The organism is Lysinibacillus sp. NPDC096382, from assembly GCF_044762845.1.
Lineage (GTDB): Bacteria > Bacillota > Bacilli > Bacillales_A > Planococcaceae > Lysinibacillus.
The window spans coordinates 58,355-74,930 of sequence record NZ_JBIWFC010000001.1 but is presented as its reverse complement, the minus strand read 5'-3'; the positions used below and the strand labels follow the sequence as shown (position 1 = coordinate 74,930).

Here is a 16,576-nt window from a genome sequence, read left to right as displayed (position 1 = left end):
TCTAGTTAGTCAATAAAGGGTAGGTGTGAAGGTGAAAGGTTTAGTTAATTTCGTATTGAAAAACAAATTGGCAGTGTGGTTATTAACAATTATCATCACTGTCTCTGGTATTTATTCAGGTACAAAAATGAAAATGGAATCCATACCTGACATTTCTATACCATATTTAATTGTAATGGGTGTTTATCCTGGTGCAACACCTGAACAGGTAATGAATGAGCTTTCCATACCATTTGAAAAATCAATTGAAAGCTTAGAAGATGTAAAAGCAGTTTACTCATCATCCTCTTCAAACGTAGCACAAGTTCAAGTGGAATATGACTATGGAATTGATATGGATGAGAAAAAACGCCAATTAGAGTCCGCTTTAGAAGGTATAAAATTACCTGAAGGTGCTCAAAAACCAACAGTTATGGCAATTAGCATGAATATGATGCCTGTTGTCGCTTTATCGGTTAGTAGCTCTAAGGAAGATATTGTCGGATTAACGTCAACAGTAGAAAACATTTTACTTCCTAAAATCGAAAAAATTGATGGCGTTGCTTCAGCAACTATCAACGGTCAGCACATTAATGAAGTATCATTTAAATATGATAAAGCAAAAATGGCTGCTCTTGGCTTAACAGAAGATTCAGTCAAGCAAATGATTCAAGCAAGTGATATGTCGCTTTCACTTGGTTTATATCAATTTACTGTAGGTGAACAGGCCGTTTCAGTAGACGGTAAAGTTAAATCTATCGATGAGTTAAAAGACTTATTGATTCCAGTTACACCTTCAGCTACAAATCCTTCTCCATTCGTTCGCTTAGGCGATATTGCAACGATTGAAGTCGAAGGTAAAGTACAATCCGTATCACGTACAAACGGCAAAGATGCGATTGCGATTCAAATCGTTAAAGCTCAAGATGCCAATACGGTAAAAGTCGTAAATGCAGTGAAAGATTTAATGAAAGACGAAGAAAAATCATTAGACGGCCTAAAAGTGGATATCTCACTTGACCAAGGTAAACCGATTGAAGATTCAGTGTTTACAATGATTGAAAAAGCAGTATTCGGTGGTGCCATTGCCGTATTAATTATTTTACTATTTTTACGTGATTTCAAATCAACAATTATTTCGATTATTTCTATTCCAGTTTCAGTATTCATGGCATTACTATTATTAAACTGGATGGATATCACATTAAACATTATGACTCTCGGCGCGATAACCGTGGCGATTGGTCGTGTAATTGATGACTCCATTGTAGTTGTTGAAAATATTTATCGACGTATCCATTTAAAAGATGAAAAATTAACAGGTCGCGCTCTTATTCGTGAAGCGACAATTGAAATGTTCAAACCAATCCTTTCTTCTACATTAGTAACCATAGCAGTATTCGCCCCACTAATGTTTGTAGGCGGTATGGTTGGCGAATTATTCATGCCGTTTGCGTTAACAATGTCGTTTGCGCTTGGTGCTTCATTAATAGTGGCGATTACAATTGTTCCAGCTTTATCTCACTTCCTATTCCGTAAAAAAATATACGGTGAGAAAAAAGAAAGTCAACATAAAGAAGTTGGTAAACTAGCTCTTTGGTATAAAGGTGTACTAGCAAAATCATTAAATCATAAAATCATTACATCAGTTATAGCGATTGTACTGCTTGTTGGTTCTCTTGCTTTAACACCACTTATTGGCTTCAGTTTCATGGGCTCACAAGAAGATAAGGTTATGTACTTAACGTACACTCCTGGTACAGGCGAGCTAATGAAAGATACAGAAGCAAATGTTGCAAAAGTAGAAAAAGATTTAATGAAACGTAAAGACGTTAATATTTTACAAGTTTCGATCAATGACCCTAAACATGTTGATCCTTCGGCAATGATGATGGGTGGCGGTGCTGGTGGTGCCTTAATGTACCTCATCTTCGATCCAGATATGAAGGACTTCCCTGAAGCACGTAAAGAAGTTGAAGATTATGTAACTAACATCGGTCAATCAGGTGAATGGAAATCTCAAAACTTCTCATCAATGTCATCGTCTTCAAATGCAGTAAGTTACACATTATATAGTGAAGATTTAGATAAGCTTCGTAAAGCAGTGAAACAAGTAGAAGGCGCACTAAAAGAAGTTGATGGTTTAGAAGAAATTAAGTCTGATACTGAAGATCCGTTTGTTGAGAATACCTTAAAAGTAGATCAAAAAAATGTTCTACAATACGGTTTAACTACTGCTCAAATTGTAATGGCTTTAAATCAAAATACATCACCAGAAGTTCTAACTAAAGTTCAGTATGATGGTGAAGATATTGATGTTATTGTACAGCATGAAGAAAAAGCTGCTGCTAAATCTCTTGATGATGTATTAGCTACTAAAATCCAAACAGCTTTAGGCACAACAATGACAATCGGTGAGTTAGTAAAAGTAGAAGAAGGCACTACATTAAACTCATTATCTCGCTCAAAAGGTGAATACTTCGCAAAAGTTTCTGGTACGATTATCGGTGACGATATTTCAAAAGCTACTTCAGCTGCTGATAAAAAAATCGATAAATTAGATTTACCTAAAGGTGTAACGACTGGCGTTGGAGGCGTTGCTGCAGACATGCAAGAAACGTTCACACAGCTTGGAATTGCTATGTTAGCTGCGATCGCGATTGTTTACTTCATCCTAGTAGTAACATTCGGTGAAGGTTTAGCACCATTCGCTATTCTGTTCTCCCTACCATTCGCAGTAATTGGTGCATTTGTCGGATTATTCGTCACAGGTCAAACAATTTCTGTTTCTGTTATGATGGGACTATTAATGCTAATCGGTATCGTTGTAACAAACGCCATCGTATTAGTAGACCGCATTATTCATATGGAACGTGACGGACTTGCAATGCGCGAGGCCATTTTAGAGGCTGGTGCAACTCGTTTACGTCCAATCCTAATGACTGCCATAGCAACAATCGGTGCGATGATTCCAATGGCAATTGGTAATGGTGGCAGTGGTCTAATTTCAAAAGACCTAGCAATTACAGTAATCGGTGGTCTACTATCTTCAACTTTATTAACATTAGTAGTTGTACCAATCGTTTATGAAATGCTATCTAAAATGTTAAAGAAAAACCGAAAAGACGTTAAAGATAATTAATAAACACATGTAAAAAGGGCGCTCCATTAAAGGAGGCCCTTTTTTCTATGTTTTGAAGAAACACTATTGTCTATGACTCATTAGCATAACGTGAGGTTGATTTCCGTTACGGTTGAGCGCTTTCCTGGTAGCTTCCGATGAGCCGCTCTAGTTGCTGCTATCGCTTCGCTTTCGCACAGAAAACATCCATTGCATTTCGGGCCAACAGATGTCGCGAAAGCGTAGTGCAACGAAGCGACAGCAACAGCACAATGTTGGTCACGAAGGCTTTATCACAGGGCGTGATGGTTTTAGCCTTCATTCCTCTATCGCTTATCCCCAAGGCGTCGCCCAACCTCCATTCCAATCAAATGTAAATCCCTTAATAGTACATTGCTTTAATTTTTTAATTTTTCTCCCTTTAACCTTAAAATATCCCCTCTCAAACTCTAATGAATAGCTTCACAAGAATTTATAAATTTGGTTATAATTAGATAAACTTTAATGATTACACAAAATGAAGGGGGAGTTTTGTGAGCAATAACATTTTTAAACAAGCACCACCTGTTTTAAAAACAGCACGATTAACGTTAAGGCCGATCTCATTAAATGATTTAGAAGCAATATTCAACTACACTTCAAGTGAAAATGTAGCACGCTATGTTACATGGGAACCCCATAAGAGTTTAGACGAAACAAAAGAGTTTATTGAATTAGTTTTAAGTGACTATAAACAAGATAATCACCTATTATGGGGCATCGAATTTGAGCAAAATTTAATTGGCACTTTCGATTTTGTTTCTATTACTGACAAGCATAAATGTGCGGAGATAGGCTATGTTCTATCTGAAGATAATTGGCATAAAGGGATAACGACTGAAGCAGCTAAAATACTAATCGACTTTGGCTTTAACGAATTAGGATTAGTGCGAATTCAAGCGCGATGCTTTGAAGGGAATATTGGATCCCAAAAAGTAATGGAGAAATCAGGGATGCTTTTTGAGGGGATTTTACGAAAAAGTATGTTTGTTAAGGGGAATCATCAAAATGTTAAAATGTATGCTATTACAGATAATGACTATGTTAAATCATAATTGGACTAAGCCCTGCAAAAAATCAGCAGGGCTTATTTTATTTATAACCATTGCTCAATACAATAGACTTTTTTAGCCGTTGCATCTAATCTTACTTGTTTTCCTATAGCAATTGGATGCATCGGATGTGTATGACATATATCGAATTCTGCTAAAATCGGAATATCAATGCCGTCTAACTGTTCAAGCAGTATTTCATATGGTTTACGTCCAGTCTCCAAATCATCATAGCGTTCATGCTTACCTAAAATAATGCCACTTATTTTTTCAAATACTCCGTGTAATTTCAGCATCGCAAAATTTTTCTCAACGATAGCTGTATTTTTAGCGCAATCTTCTATTAATAAGATATCTCCATCATGAATTTTCGGGAAATAAGAAGTACCAATAAATCCATACATAGCATTTACATTGCCACCAATTAATCTACCTTCAGCAACTCCTTCTTGAACCGTCAACCATTCATTCTTATATAACTTTTTTTCCACCGTTTTTTCTAACCAATTGACGGGTTCATCTGACCAATATGTAGGCATTGGAATTTCGTAAGGTAATGATTGTGACTTAAAGAAGTAGTTCTCGAAGAATTGATATGTATCATTGACTAATGGTTCAAATTCCCCAAAGGAAGGAACTAATGCTGGACCGTAATATGTTGTAATTCCTGTTTTTGCGTAAAGTGCCAGTAAAATTGCCGTTGCATCAGAGTAACCAACGACGATTTTTGGATTGCTTCGAAATGCCTCATAATCAATATATGGCAGCATACTATTTGAATTTGTACCACCGATTGTCGACATGATGATGGGGACGTTTGGATTTCGTAATAATTTATTTAACTCTTCAGCACGCTCTCTAGGAGTGCCAGAGCGATAAATATCGGATTTACCAGTTAGACTTCCTTCAATTAAGTTTATATTTCTTTGTTCTAGGAAAGCTTTTGCACGCTTATATCGAGAAAGGGCACTGACGGATGCTGGCGATGATGGTGAAAAAATTCCGATATTAATACTTCTAGTGTTTCTTCTAGAATTCATATACACACACCCTTTATATTAAAATAATTTTGACATAAAATATTCATCAATGTACTCACCATCAACATATAAGGAATGTCTCTTGGTTCCCTCAATTTCAAATCCCATTTTTTTATATAAAGCAACACCTACAGTATTGTTCGCCATTACTGTTAGTTCCAAGCGATGCATACCCTTTCCTTTTGCCCAATCGTCAAGGTGACTAAATAATGCCGTACCTATTTTCCGGCCTCTATAATCACTATGGATACCTATGACAATATAGGCTCGATGTGAAACTCTAGATGGCATATTATTACCCTGAACAATTAAATAACCAACTACTTTCTTTTCTATTTCAGCTATCAATAAAGCAGAATGGCTGTTATTGTGAATATTCTCAATAAATTTAGTAAATTGTTCAGTCTCTAACTTTCGTTCACCTGGCCCGAATAACATTAAATTAGACTCTTCCGCATTTTTTATGACAGCTATGATCTGTTCAGCATCTTCACGTTTTGCCTCTCTTATTAACATTTTCATCGAACTCCTTTCTTTATCAGTTATGGCTTGGCATTCTATTTCAGCGGATGTGTGGCACCCGCTGAAATAAGTTAAAATTTAGTGACATGTATCATCAAGTCTTTTGTGTTCATCTTGAATTTCAATTATTACAAAGCGCGAATGGAAAATCAAATATAAAATTACAATTTTTTCATAAACTTTATTTCATCATAAATCAATCAGCGATTTCGGTTCACTTATCAGCGATGTTTACTTTTATCAGCGATTCTGGCTCTTTTATCAGCGATGTTTACTACTTTATCAGCGATTCTGACTCTTTCAAGTTTTAGCGGCGTTCCTTGCTTGGTTAGCGGCGGAATTTCGTGTTTTAGCGGCGTTCTTCCTTTGGTTAGCGGCGAAACTCACACTTTTAGCGGCGAATTCCAACATAAGCTGGACAATTTGACAAAACTAAAGTCCGAGTTGAAGAACATTGTATAGAATTTTACACAATATTAAGGACTTGACTCTCTTTTATCAGCGATGTTTGATGCTTTATCAGCGATTCTGACTCTTTTATCAGCGATGTTTGCTACTTTATCAGCGATTCTGGCTCTTTTATCAGCGATGTCCTGCGTTCCGGTCCTTATCATTTTTCTGACTATAAAAATCCATAAAAAAGATGCATCGCAAAGTAATTTTGCAAAGCATCTTTTTTGTATTGTCTATGCCGGCAGCACAGACTTCTTAAAATTTAACTTCTCACTCTTCTTTAGGCAAGGAAAGTAAAAACTTAGTTACTTATTTCCTCTTTTTACCAATTAATAACGTGACCTGTGCCATTGTAAATGGCAGTGAGGATTTCTTTCGATATGCTATATACTTTGGCTCCCAAAAATCTGCATATTTTAATTTAAAGTTTCTTAATCCTTTAAAATGATAGAAGTACTGCCCATGTAAAAATATTTGCGCTGCAATTTTTTCACTTAAAAAGGAATACCTAGACTGTCCGACATTTGACAATGGCGACATCCCCATGTTAAAAACACGGTAGCCTTCTGCTTTCGCCCATTCGAAGAGCGATAGGAATATGAAATCCATTGTTCCAGATGGCGCTCCCGGCTTAAAACGCATGAGATCTACTGAGAGTCTTTCGCCATTATCGTACATTGGCATGAGACTAGCAAAGCCAATAACTCCTTCTGCTCCACGTAAAACGGCAATGTTTGAAGTGTTTAAATAGTGTTCATTAAAAAAGCCAAGAGAAAAGCCTTTTTCTGACCTTCCCTGCAACCATTTCGTTGATACTTCTTGCAATTCATTCATTAATTCCTGTGAGTAAGGAGGGCTTACTATTTCAACTGTAAAATGTTCTCGTTCAAATTTATTTTTTACCGCTCGACGTCCCTTCATTCCCTTACCAGCAAGTGTAAACTTATCCAAATCTACAAAAGCTTCTTCACCAAGCTTAAAAAAACTATACCCATGCTCATGTAAAGAAGGGAAAATTTTATTGTTAATTTCATAAAAGACTGGTGTATAACCATGCTTATCTGCCAATTCTAAAAACTCCTGAATAGCTGATAAAAAATCAGATTCATCTCCCACTGGATCTCCCAGTACAACAATCTTATCGGCATATATTTGATAAGAAAATAAAACTGTACCTTGTTTATTCCAATGTATAAATTTGTCATGTAAAAAAAGTAAATGTGAATACTCCGTCCCTTTATAGGTCATCAAATGATCTTTAATTCGCTCTTCTTGCTCACTTGATAAAAGCTTTTCCATTTTCTTAGGTGCACGGATAAAATAACCTATATAAAAAATGACAATTGCTATTAAAATGCCTATTACTGCACTATAAAATAGGTCTCGGTAATCCGTAATGATATATTCCTGCAAAGCGACTGGAATATGAATTTTGGAAGTAGGTAAATTCACATAACCAATCAATACATACATCGCTGTAATGATTGTCACTGCAGCAAGATCAATCAAAACGATTCCCCATGTCAGAACGTTACTTTCACGGTAAAATTGTTTTTTTGAGGCAATTAACAGCCCTGCGACAATCAGTAAAAAAATAGCTTCTTCATAATCCAAGCCTTTAAAAATTGAAAATAGTGCAGAACTACTTAGCACAATGAGGCAAAGCTGATAGGCCCTTTTCACTTTATATTTAATCCCTCTACATAAACCTAAGAGAATAAAGCCAGCTGCAACAGTCATTTGATGAGAGACATGCATAATCGGCGAAGATAAAAATTCCTGAGCTATTTTTAGTCGACTTAAAATACCCGGCACCGAAGCTGATAGCAATAATACAATGCCAGAGAAAAATACCAATATCGTTAATAACATGTGACTCAGCTTCTGAAGAACGACATTTGGCAAGTCATCCCATGATTGATTCCAACGTTCCCAATATTCTTTTACAAATAAAAGAGAAGAAACTAAAAATGGAAGCACAAAGTAACCAACTCGATACAAAATTAATAGAAAAAGCACTTTTTCATCAGCGATTCCTAAACTTTGAGTCCCCCATAAAAAAACAAGGTCAAAAGAGCCCACTCCGCCAGGAATCATACTGACAATACCCGCACAGGAGGCAATTAAAAATATGGGAATTAAATCGGATAATTCTATTGGGATCTTCAAAATAAAAGTTAATATCCAGATAACTAAAAAGACTGCAACCCATTCAGTTACGGAAGTGCCCATCAATTGAAGAGAGATCTTTGGCTTTATAGAACCTGCTTTTTTATTGCGAATGAGAAGCATAGCAATAAAAATCGGAACATATAGGCTGACAAGAATAACTGCTATCTTTAACCACCGTACTTCTTTTAGCAATGGGAAGTCCCAAAAGAATATATACATAATCCAAGTTAACAGCGAAATCCCTGTTAAATAAAAGAGTGTTACGGAGGCAATGCTTTTTAACAAGTCTTCCTTATCCTCTTTATATTTCGAATAGAAATAATTACGTAAAAAAACACCAACTAAACCACCAAAGCCAATAAGATTGGAGAAGGTATTTACAACAAAAGAATGATTCAGTAGAAGACGGTTGTTTATTTTTATTCCTAATATTTTCACTAAAATAACATCATAAAAAATCATCGGTGTAATGGCACAGAAGGTGATAAAAAGAATAAATAAGAGCTCCCATATCTGCAGTTCATTCACTTCTTTCCGAAGTAAATGAACATCTATCCCACTTATCGTTTGTAGAATTTCATAAATTGCTATTGCTAAAAGCGCTATTGGAAATAGAATTTTCAAAAATTTAAATAGTGACTCTTTTCGAACGTTGAACATGTGTGTTAAACCTACTCCCCATTAGCTTTCTAAAATCAATTATTTCTTTAATTCCCATAAAAAATCCTCCGAAAAATAACATACCATTATTGTAACGGATTCTCTGCTATATGTATCGTCAAGTTTACCTATCGGGATAAAGCATATTTTATTCACTCTATTAAGTCTATTTGCTGCATAATGTATTCATCAACCCTTCATATTCCCAAAATCTAATCCATACTTTGGTGAGAAAGCAAATGATACTTCCATATCCCTTTAGTTTCTAAGCTTTCCCTATAAAAGATGTATTAAACAACTTTATAAGACACTCATTCGGATTAAATATAATATCGATGGATAGGACGGCCCACATTTCCATATTGTATATCCACCTTTAATAGATTTTGTTTTTCTAAAAAATCCAAGTAACGTCGAGCTGTTACACGAGCCGTTCCAATATACATGGACACTTCTTCCGCTGATACGGCTTCGTTACTCTCTTGAATATAGGCAAGTACCTTGTCTAATGTCGCTCGGTTAAAACCCTTTGGTAGCTCGTCAATTATTATTGTCTCAGTGATCGGAGGAACAACTATTTGCTCAGGGATACGTTTCTGCATTAGATGATCCACATCATGCTGTGTTAGATCTTGCATACCACTTATTTTCTTTCTATACGCTTGATAATTCTTTAAAGTTTGTTCAATTCGTTCAAACGTAAAAGGTTTCATAATATAATCATAGACGCCTAGGTGTAATATTCTCTGTACAGTTGACATATCATTCGCAGCAGTTACGGCAATAACATCAACTGGAATATGTTCTTCGCGAATTTTTCCTAGCGTAATAATGCCATCCTGCTCTGGCATAAAAATATCCATAAAGACAAGTTCTGGATTTAGCTGCTTAATCTTCTCTATCCCTTCTATCCCATTGCCAGCATAGCCTATCAGTGAAAATCCTTTAATTTGCTCAATAAATTGCCTGTTCACTTCTCGTACCATTGGGTCATCTTCGATTAATAACACTTTTATTACATCCATCTACTCTTCTCCTAACTCAAATAAGATTAAGAAACTTGTCCCTTTCATAAATTCACTCACTACCTCAATATCACCATTACCTTTTCTTACTATTTCATGTATTAAATGCAAGCCGATACCGCGATTCTCACTTGCCTTTGTAGAAAATCCACTTTCAAACATACGAGCTTGCACCCCTTCAGACATCCCAATTCCATTATCAGAAACAGCAATTGCTAGCACACCGTCATGCTCATCTACAGAAATAGCTACATATTTATCATGCTTTGAAAGAACATTTAGTGCTTCAAAGGAATTTTCAATTAAATTTCCTAACAAGACGACAAAATCGTGGTGATCTAATAATGGTGGAAAGCGTTTAAAATGACTTTTTCGATCGATTTCTACTTGTATGCCTAATTCCTTACCATAACTAACTTTACTTAGCAATAATCCTGAAATATTTTCATTATGAAAGCGTTCATTCAAAAACTTCGTTAAAGAAGCTTCATTTTCGGTAGTAGCTGTCACGTATTCAAGTGCCTGCTTTGTATGTCCCAATTGCAGAAGTCCTGCAATAGTATGAAGCTTATTTTTATGCTCATGTGTTTGTACACGCAGTGCTTGAACAAATGCTTTAACACCTGTTACTTCTTCCGCAAGCTTTTTAACTGCTGTTAAATCTTTAAACATAGCAACTGCTCCAACTAGCTCGCCATTTACAATAATCGGGACACGATTACTCAAAATACTATGATGATTGATGTAGAGCTCTTGATTGTATACTGGTGTTGCTGTTTCAACAATTTCAGGCAATCGTGTGTCAGGCAAAACATCATAAATCTTTTCTCCGATACAATCCTCTATTTTTCTAGTAACTCCTAATATATCAGCTGCTTTTTCATTAAAAATTGTAATATTCATTCCTTTATCGACCGCTATAATGCCTTCATGCATAGCATTGAACGTTTCTGTTCGTTCCACATACATCTTGGCAATCTCATGGGGCTCAAGCCCAAACATTTGCTTTTTAATATGTCGGCCAAGTGTATATGCCCCCCAAATACTAAAAACAAGAGATATAAGAATAGTAATAAAAATTTCATGCTCATAATTTTGCAACATTTCTATAAAAGTTGGCATCGAATATCCTACAACGACAATGCCTACTTGTACTTTTTTGTCGTCAATAATAGGGACAAAAGCTCGAATCATTACACCCGCTTCCCCTTGCGCCTTCGTTACATAATAATGCTCACTAAAGGAAGCATTTAAATCCTGTGATTCACTACGCTTCCCTATTTCTTTATTAACTGGGTGAGATAGTTTAATACGATTCATATTCATTACAACGATATACTCTGCTTTATTAACAACACGAATTCCATCTACAATTTTGTTGACATTTTTCGCCGCTTCTTTAATATTGTCATTTTTCAAATGCATACTGATTTCTGGCACATTTGATACAGTCCGCGCAACGAGCATAGCACGCTGACTAAACTCCTTTTCTTGCTCAGTTAAGAGGTTTCCAAGTACAAAAATGCCACCAAGTAAAAAGGAGAATGCAATGATTAAAAATGTCACTAGCAGGATTTTACCGTTTACAGGCATTTTTATCATTTAATATTCCTTCCTTTCCAAATCTGAATGGGACATTTTTTACTCATGCTAAGAATGTCACTTCTATCAATGATATGCTTTTAAGATTATCTTCAAAAAAATCTTTTGACAACAGTTTTAGTTGACATAAGGAGGAGAAAGTCATGAACTTAATGAACAATATTACGAAAAATTGACATAAAACGAAATTTTCTATCATTAATTATTTTTGTATTATAACAACAGTAAGTTATTCACAGAGTATCATAACAGTTTAAGTTATTGAAAACACTACGTTTTATTTAAAATATGGATGAATGTACTTAATGAACGATATGTTTCTTATTTTCTAAATCTCTTTTCCCTTAAAGGATTCGCTATGATAATTCTAGTGAAAACGATATCAAAGAGAAAATTTAGAAAAGAGGTAGCATAAAGTGAAATTACTGAAAAATCTGACCGTTCAAGTTATAGCTGCAATTATTCTAGGGGTGATTGTTGGGGCTATCTTCCCTGAGTTTGGGGCAAGCCTTAAAATCCTGGCTGATTTATTCATTAAGCTAATTAAAATGTTAATCGCTCCTATTATCTTCTTAACAGTTGTAATCGGAATCGGTAGTATGGGAGATATGAAAAAAGTTGGAAAAATCGGTGGAAAAGCGTTACTGTATTTCGAAATTGTCTCTACCATTGCCTTAGCAATCGGTATTGCTGTTGCATTAATCGTTAGCCCTGGTACAGGTTTAGATACTTCTGGTGCTTCCGAAGCCGATATCTCAAAATATACAACTGCTGCAGCAGAGTCTGAGCAAGGCTTAGGTGCTTTCATCTCTAGCATTATTCCTGAAAACGTTGTAGGTGCACTTGCAACAGGACAATTACTTCCTGTGTTATTCTCTGCCATCTTGTTCGGCTTAGCTGCTGCTTCTATTGGCGCACCTGCAAAACCTGTCATCACATTTTTTGAACAAGTGGCAGAAATTTTCTTTAAAATCGTAAATATGGTGATGAAAATATCTCCAATAGGTGCTTTTGGTGCAATGGCCTATACAATTGGTAATTTTGGGTTGAAATCGTTAGCCAACTTAGGTCTATTAATGGCTGCAGTATATATTACAATGTTCATATTCGTAGTCCTTGTTTTAGGAATGATCGCAAAATTCTTCGGCTTCAACATTTTTAAATTTATCGCTTATATAAAAGAGGAGATTTTCTTAGTAATTGGTACTTCATCATCTGAATCTGCCTTGCCATCTATGATGCGTAAATTAGAAAATTTTGGTTGCTCTAAACAAGTTGTTGGATTAGTAGTACCAACCGGTTATTCCTTCAATCTTGATGGGACGTCCATCTACCTATCAATGGCTGCCTTATTTATTGCACAAGCATACGGAATGGAATTGACATGGATTCAAATCATTACACTTCTTGGGATTTTAATGATTACATCTAAAGGAGCCGCTGGTGTAACAGGTTCTGGTTTTATCACATTAGCAGCAACACTTGCTGCTTTCCCAATGATTCCAGTCGAAGGGATTGCGCTATTAATCGGTGTTGACCGTTTCATGTCTGAGGCACGTGCCGTAACAAATTTAATTGGTAACGGTGTAGCTTGTGTAGTCGTATCGAAATCGGAAAAGGAATTTGATGTAGAAATGCAAGAACGTGCACTTCAAGGAAAAAATACTATTGTGTCCTAAGAACAAATGCGCTAAAGCGATGGAGAGCCCGAAGTAAAAGTAAACGCTCCACTACTTCGCCCGAGGGATCGAGCGACCTCGTAGCACTTTAGCCTAGACGCTTACTATGTTCTAGTTTGTCCACAGGCAAAAAATCTAATTTTCCTTAACTACAAGGAAGGGTAGTGATCGCAGCTAGGCTGTTTTCACTACCCTTTTTTAAAAGTAAAAAAGTAAATCCCCCTAAAACCATTGAAACATTATGGTTTTAGGGGGAAAAGTGAAGGGTTTCGCATTGTAAGATGTATTCTTGTAAATAGACTATATTTTTATTTTTTTAATTGGTCATATAGTTGATCCATTGCCATTGAGTTCCCAAGAGCTGAATAGTCTAACCAAGGTTGATCTGAAACAACAAAAATTTGGCCCTTTTGAACAGCTTTTAGAGATTTCCATATAGATGATTCAGCAAGTTCTTTGTATACTTTTTCAGCTTCTTCGTTGCTATTTACTACAACAAATATAATATCTGCATCGTAATCACCAATAACTTCTTTTGATATCACTTGATAAGGCTCTTCTGTACCCATTTCTGTAATTCCTGTAGCAGGTTTAAGATTTAAGTCTTTAAATAATATTGGGCCCATTGGTCGTGCTGTTGAGAAAACACGTAATTCTTTATCTGTAACACGGATTGCCATTGCTGTTGCATCTTCACCATATTGTTTAGCAAGTAAAGATTTTACTTCCTCCGTTTTCTTTTCGTAATCTGCAATAAATTGTTTCGCTGATTCTTCTTTTTTGAATTTTTTTCCAAGTAATGTTAAATGATCACGCCATGTTCCTTCATCTAAGTTATATAGTTGAACGGGTGCAATTTTTTTGTAGTGTTCTAAATTCGCTGCTGCAAATTCTTCATCTGCAACGATAACATCTGGTTCGGAGGAAAGTAATGATTCCATATCAACATCTTTTGCAGGGCCATATTTTGTAGCTTCTGTTAAGTATGGAACTGCTTGTGGTAAAAAATCACCTAATGAACCGCCAACTACAGAACCAACGGGGGTAATATCTAGGGCAATTAAGTCATTTGTTAAGTGAATTGATAAAGAGCCAATACGTTGTTCTTCAACTACTTTCGTTGTTAAATTAGATGTTGTTGAATCTTCATTTCCACAAGCACCTAAAACTGCTGTTAATAGAGCTAAAGTTACTGGTAAATACCATTTTTTCATATTGTTATACACTCCTGTTGTTTTTTAATAGTAAATAAATAAAATAAGGTCCTCCAATGAAGGATACCAATATACCTGCTGGGATTGGGTTTGCTTCAAATAGAGAACGACCAATCGTATCAGAAAGTAGTAAAATGCCAGCGCCAATCAATGCAGATAAAGGTAGGTTGAGGCGATAGTCACTGCCAACTAATTGACGTGCCAAATGTGGCGCTAAAAGTCCTAAAAAGCTAATATTACCTACGATGGCTACTGAAACGCTTGATAACACCACAGCGAATATCAATGCGCTATTTTTTGTGCGCTTTACATTAATTCCCGTTGTTTGAGCGAATGCCTCTCCAACTTGTAAAAGGTTTAATCGATGCGCTAAGTGATAGGCAAGAAAACTAAATAGAGCAACCCATGGAATTAAAATAGAAACATGAATCCAATGGCGCCCCCAAATATTCCCAAGTAACCAACTAGCTGCAAAAGAATAAGTATCTTTACTTAAACGTAATGATAAAAATAGCGTTATTGCATTAAAAAGTGCCGATACAGCAATACCAATTAAAATCAATTTATTTGTATTGATACCGCCATTTTTTGATTTTGCTAAATAAACAATCAAAACGGCGGCCAAAGCACCACCTGAAAAGGCGAATAAAGGTATTAAAATTTCAGCATATAAAAATTTTTGACTGAAAAAGCTCATGAATATAATTAATCCACATGAAGCACCCGCATGGAGACCTAATAAACCAGTATCCGCTAAATGGTTGCCCGTATAGGATTGGAGTAATGATCCTGCCACAGCGATACCAGCACCACCGACTAATGCCATTAAGATGCGGGGTAATCGATACTCAAATAATACGAGTATACTATTATCCTGCCCTTGACCAAATAGGTTATTCACCACTTCTAGTAAAGAAAGTTGATAGCTTCCTGTGTTAATTGAAAAGAAAAATGTTAGAAAAATGAATATCAAAGTGATCGAGATGTATAAAAGAAATGGAATTCTTCGCTTTGGTGCCATTTAAGTTCCCTCCAGTTTCTTCGCTACAACTAGAAAAAATGGCACACCAATAAAGGCAATTAATATTCCTAATGCAAGCTCTTTAGGTGCAAAAATTATTCGAGCTGATAAATCAGCGATTACTACAAGTGTACTCCCTAATAAAGCACTTACTGGAATATTCCAACGGTAATCATGTCCAACAAATTTACGTGAAAGATGAGGGATAATTAGTCCAACAAAACTAATAGAACCACCGACTGCAACTCCAACACCACCAAGTAAAACGATAACCCCCATACTTGTGAATAGTAAGAACTTAATGTTAATACCTAAACTCGATGCCATTTCTTGCCCTGTACTTAAAATCGTTAATTGCTTACCAAGTAATGTTGCAATAATGATGGATACGATAACGATAGTAATCAATAAAGGAAGTTGCTTCCACGTAACACCTGCAACTCCACCTGCATACCAAAAAGCCAATTCTTGATTCAAATCAAAATAAATGGCAATACCAGAACTAATTGCATGTAGAAATGCAGCAATCACTGCCCCAGCAATTGTAAATGTTAAAAGGGAAAGATTCCCACGAGCGACTATACCGATTGAAAAGACAAGGAAGGTCGATAGTGCGGCCCCGATGAATGAAAAGAACGTAAGCCAACCGTAGGAAATCGCTGGATAAAATGCAAAACAGATAGTCACAAGAAGTACTGCCCCACCGTTGATCCCTAAAATGCCTATATCAGCAAGGGGATTACGTGTGATTGCTTGAATTACTGTACCAGCGACTGCGAAAGCAGCTCCAACAAATACGGCCCCTAACACTCGTGGTAATCGAACTTCATAAATGATCTGATGTAAGTTATCCTCTGAGTTGTATTGGAAAATGGATGTCCACACTGTGATAAAGGAAATATTTTTAGCCCCTATACTGATTGCAAAAATAATGGAAGCAAAACAGATAATTAAAAGTACGAATATCGTGATCCATTTGTGCCAAATTGTCATCTCA

At 36.0% G+C, this 16,576-nt stretch carries 11 protein-coding genes; 3 read left to right on the top strand and 8 right to left on the bottom strand.

Features of this window, described 5'->3' with window-relative positions:
• Positions 1-31: 31 nt before the first annotated feature.
• Complete coding sequence (locus ACIQZA_RS00340) at positions 32-3,121, top strand: efflux RND transporter permease subunit (RefSeq protein ID WP_402880205.1); 3,090 nt, start codon at positions 32-34, stop codon at positions 3,119-3,121.
• Positions 3,122-3,633: 512 nt separating this feature from the next.
• Positions 3,634-4,194: a GNAT family N-acetyltransferase gene (locus ACIQZA_RS00335; protein ID WP_402880207.1), complete on the top strand. Its 561-nt coding sequence runs from the start codon at positions 3,634-3,636 to the stop codon at positions 4,192-4,194.
• A gap of 41 nt (positions 4,195-4,235) precedes the next feature.
• On the opposite strand, the gene ACIQZA_RS00330 is transcribed toward ACIQZA_RS00335, so the two are convergent.
• The 5 genes from ACIQZA_RS00330 to ACIQZA_RS00310 form a co-directional block, all read right to left on the bottom strand.
• Entirely contained in the window at positions 4,236-5,231 is a 996-nt protein-coding gene (locus ACIQZA_RS00330) for a S66 family peptidase (RefSeq protein ID WP_400939016.1), read from the bottom strand.
• 18 nt (positions 5,232-5,249) lie between these two features.
• Positions 5,250-5,747 carry a GNAT family N-acetyltransferase gene (locus tag ACIQZA_RS00325; RefSeq protein WP_402880209.1) on the bottom strand — a complete coding sequence of 166 codons (498 nt, stop codon included), beginning with the start codon at positions 5,745-5,747 and terminating at the stop codon, positions 5,250-5,252.
• A gap of 768 nt (positions 5,748-6,515) precedes the next feature.
• On the bottom strand, positions 6,516-9,038 hold the full coding sequence (gene mprF, locus ACIQZA_RS00320) for a bifunctional lysylphosphatidylglycerol flippase/synthetase MprF (RefSeq protein ID WP_402880210.1): 2,523 nt from the start codon (positions 9,036-9,038) through the stop codon (positions 6,516-6,518).
• A 320-nt stretch (positions 9,039-9,358) separates the two neighbouring features.
• Positions 9,359-10,063 carry a response regulator gene (locus tag ACIQZA_RS00315; protein WP_400939023.1) on the bottom strand — a complete coding sequence of 235 codons (705 nt, stop codon included), beginning with the start codon at positions 10,061-10,063 and terminating at the stop codon, positions 9,359-9,361.
• On the bottom strand, positions 10,064-11,665 hold the full coding sequence (locus ACIQZA_RS00310; RefSeq protein ID WP_400939025.1) for an ATP-binding protein: 1,602 nt from the start codon (positions 11,663-11,665) through the stop codon (positions 10,064-10,066).
• A gap of 416 nt (positions 11,666-12,081) precedes the next feature.
• On the opposite strand from ACIQZA_RS00310, the gene ACIQZA_RS00305 reads away from it, so the two are divergent.
• Positions 12,082-13,344 carry a dicarboxylate/amino acid:cation symporter gene (locus ACIQZA_RS00305; RefSeq protein ID WP_142509955.1) on the top strand — a complete coding sequence of 421 codons (1,263 nt, stop codon included), beginning with the start codon at positions 12,082-12,084 and terminating at the stop codon, positions 13,342-13,344.
• A 308-nt stretch (positions 13,345-13,652) separates the two neighbouring features.
• On the opposite strand, the gene ACIQZA_RS00300 is transcribed toward ACIQZA_RS00305, so the two are convergent.
• The 3 genes from ACIQZA_RS00300 to ACIQZA_RS00290 are packed head-to-tail and all read right to left on the bottom strand — an operon-like array spanning position 13,653 to position 16,572.
• On the bottom strand, positions 13,653-14,558 hold the full coding sequence (locus ACIQZA_RS00300; RefSeq protein WP_402880213.1) for an ABC transporter substrate-binding protein: 906 nt from the start codon (positions 14,556-14,558) through the stop codon (positions 13,653-13,655).
• Positions 14,559-14,562: 4 nt separating this feature from the next.
• Positions 14,563-15,579 (bottom strand): FecCD family ABC transporter permease, encoded by a 1,017-nt coding sequence (locus tag ACIQZA_RS00295; RefSeq protein ID WP_400939029.1) that lies wholly within the window; start codon positions 15,577-15,579, stop codon positions 14,563-14,565.
• Positions 15,580-16,572 carry a FecCD family ABC transporter permease gene (locus ACIQZA_RS00290; protein WP_400939032.1) on the bottom strand — a complete coding sequence of 331 codons (993 nt, stop codon included), beginning with the start codon at positions 16,570-16,572 and terminating at the stop codon, positions 15,580-15,582.
• Positions 16,573-16,576 lie beyond the last annotated feature (4 nt).

What these genes read in the sequence shown, in the direction of transcription:
- mprF (WP_402880210.1), bottom strand. Translation starts at nt 9,038, where the DNA reads ATGTTCAACGTTCGAAAAGAGTCACTATTTAAATTTTTGAAAATTCTA.
- ACIQZA_RS00295 (WP_400939029.1), bottom strand. Translation starts at nt 15,579, where the DNA reads ATGGCACCAAAGCGAAGAATTCCATTTCTTTTATACATCTCGATCACT.
- ACIQZA_RS00290 (WP_400939032.1), bottom strand. Translation starts at nt 16,572, where the DNA reads ATGACAATTTGGCACAAATGGATCACGATATTCGTACTTTTAATTATC.
- ACIQZA_RS00315 (WP_400939023.1), bottom strand. Translation starts at nt 10,063, where the DNA reads ATGGATGTAATAAAAGTGTTATTAATCGAAGATGACCCAATGGTACGA.
- ACIQZA_RS00325 (WP_402880209.1), bottom strand. Translation starts at nt 5,747, where the DNA reads ATGTTAATAAGAGAGGCAAAACGTGAAGATGCTGAACAGATCATAGCT.
- ACIQZA_RS00330 (WP_400939016.1), bottom strand. Translation starts at nt 5,231, where the DNA reads ATGAATTCTAGAAGAAACACTAGAAGTATTAATATCGGAATTTTTTCA.
- ACIQZA_RS00300 (WP_402880213.1), bottom strand. Translation starts at nt 14,558, where the DNA reads ATGAAAAAATGGTATTTACCAGTAACTTTAGCTCTATTAACAGCAGTT.
- ACIQZA_RS00310 (WP_400939025.1), bottom strand. Translation starts at nt 11,665, where the DNA reads ATGATAAAAATGCCTGTAAACGGTAAAATCCTGCTAGTGACATTTTTA.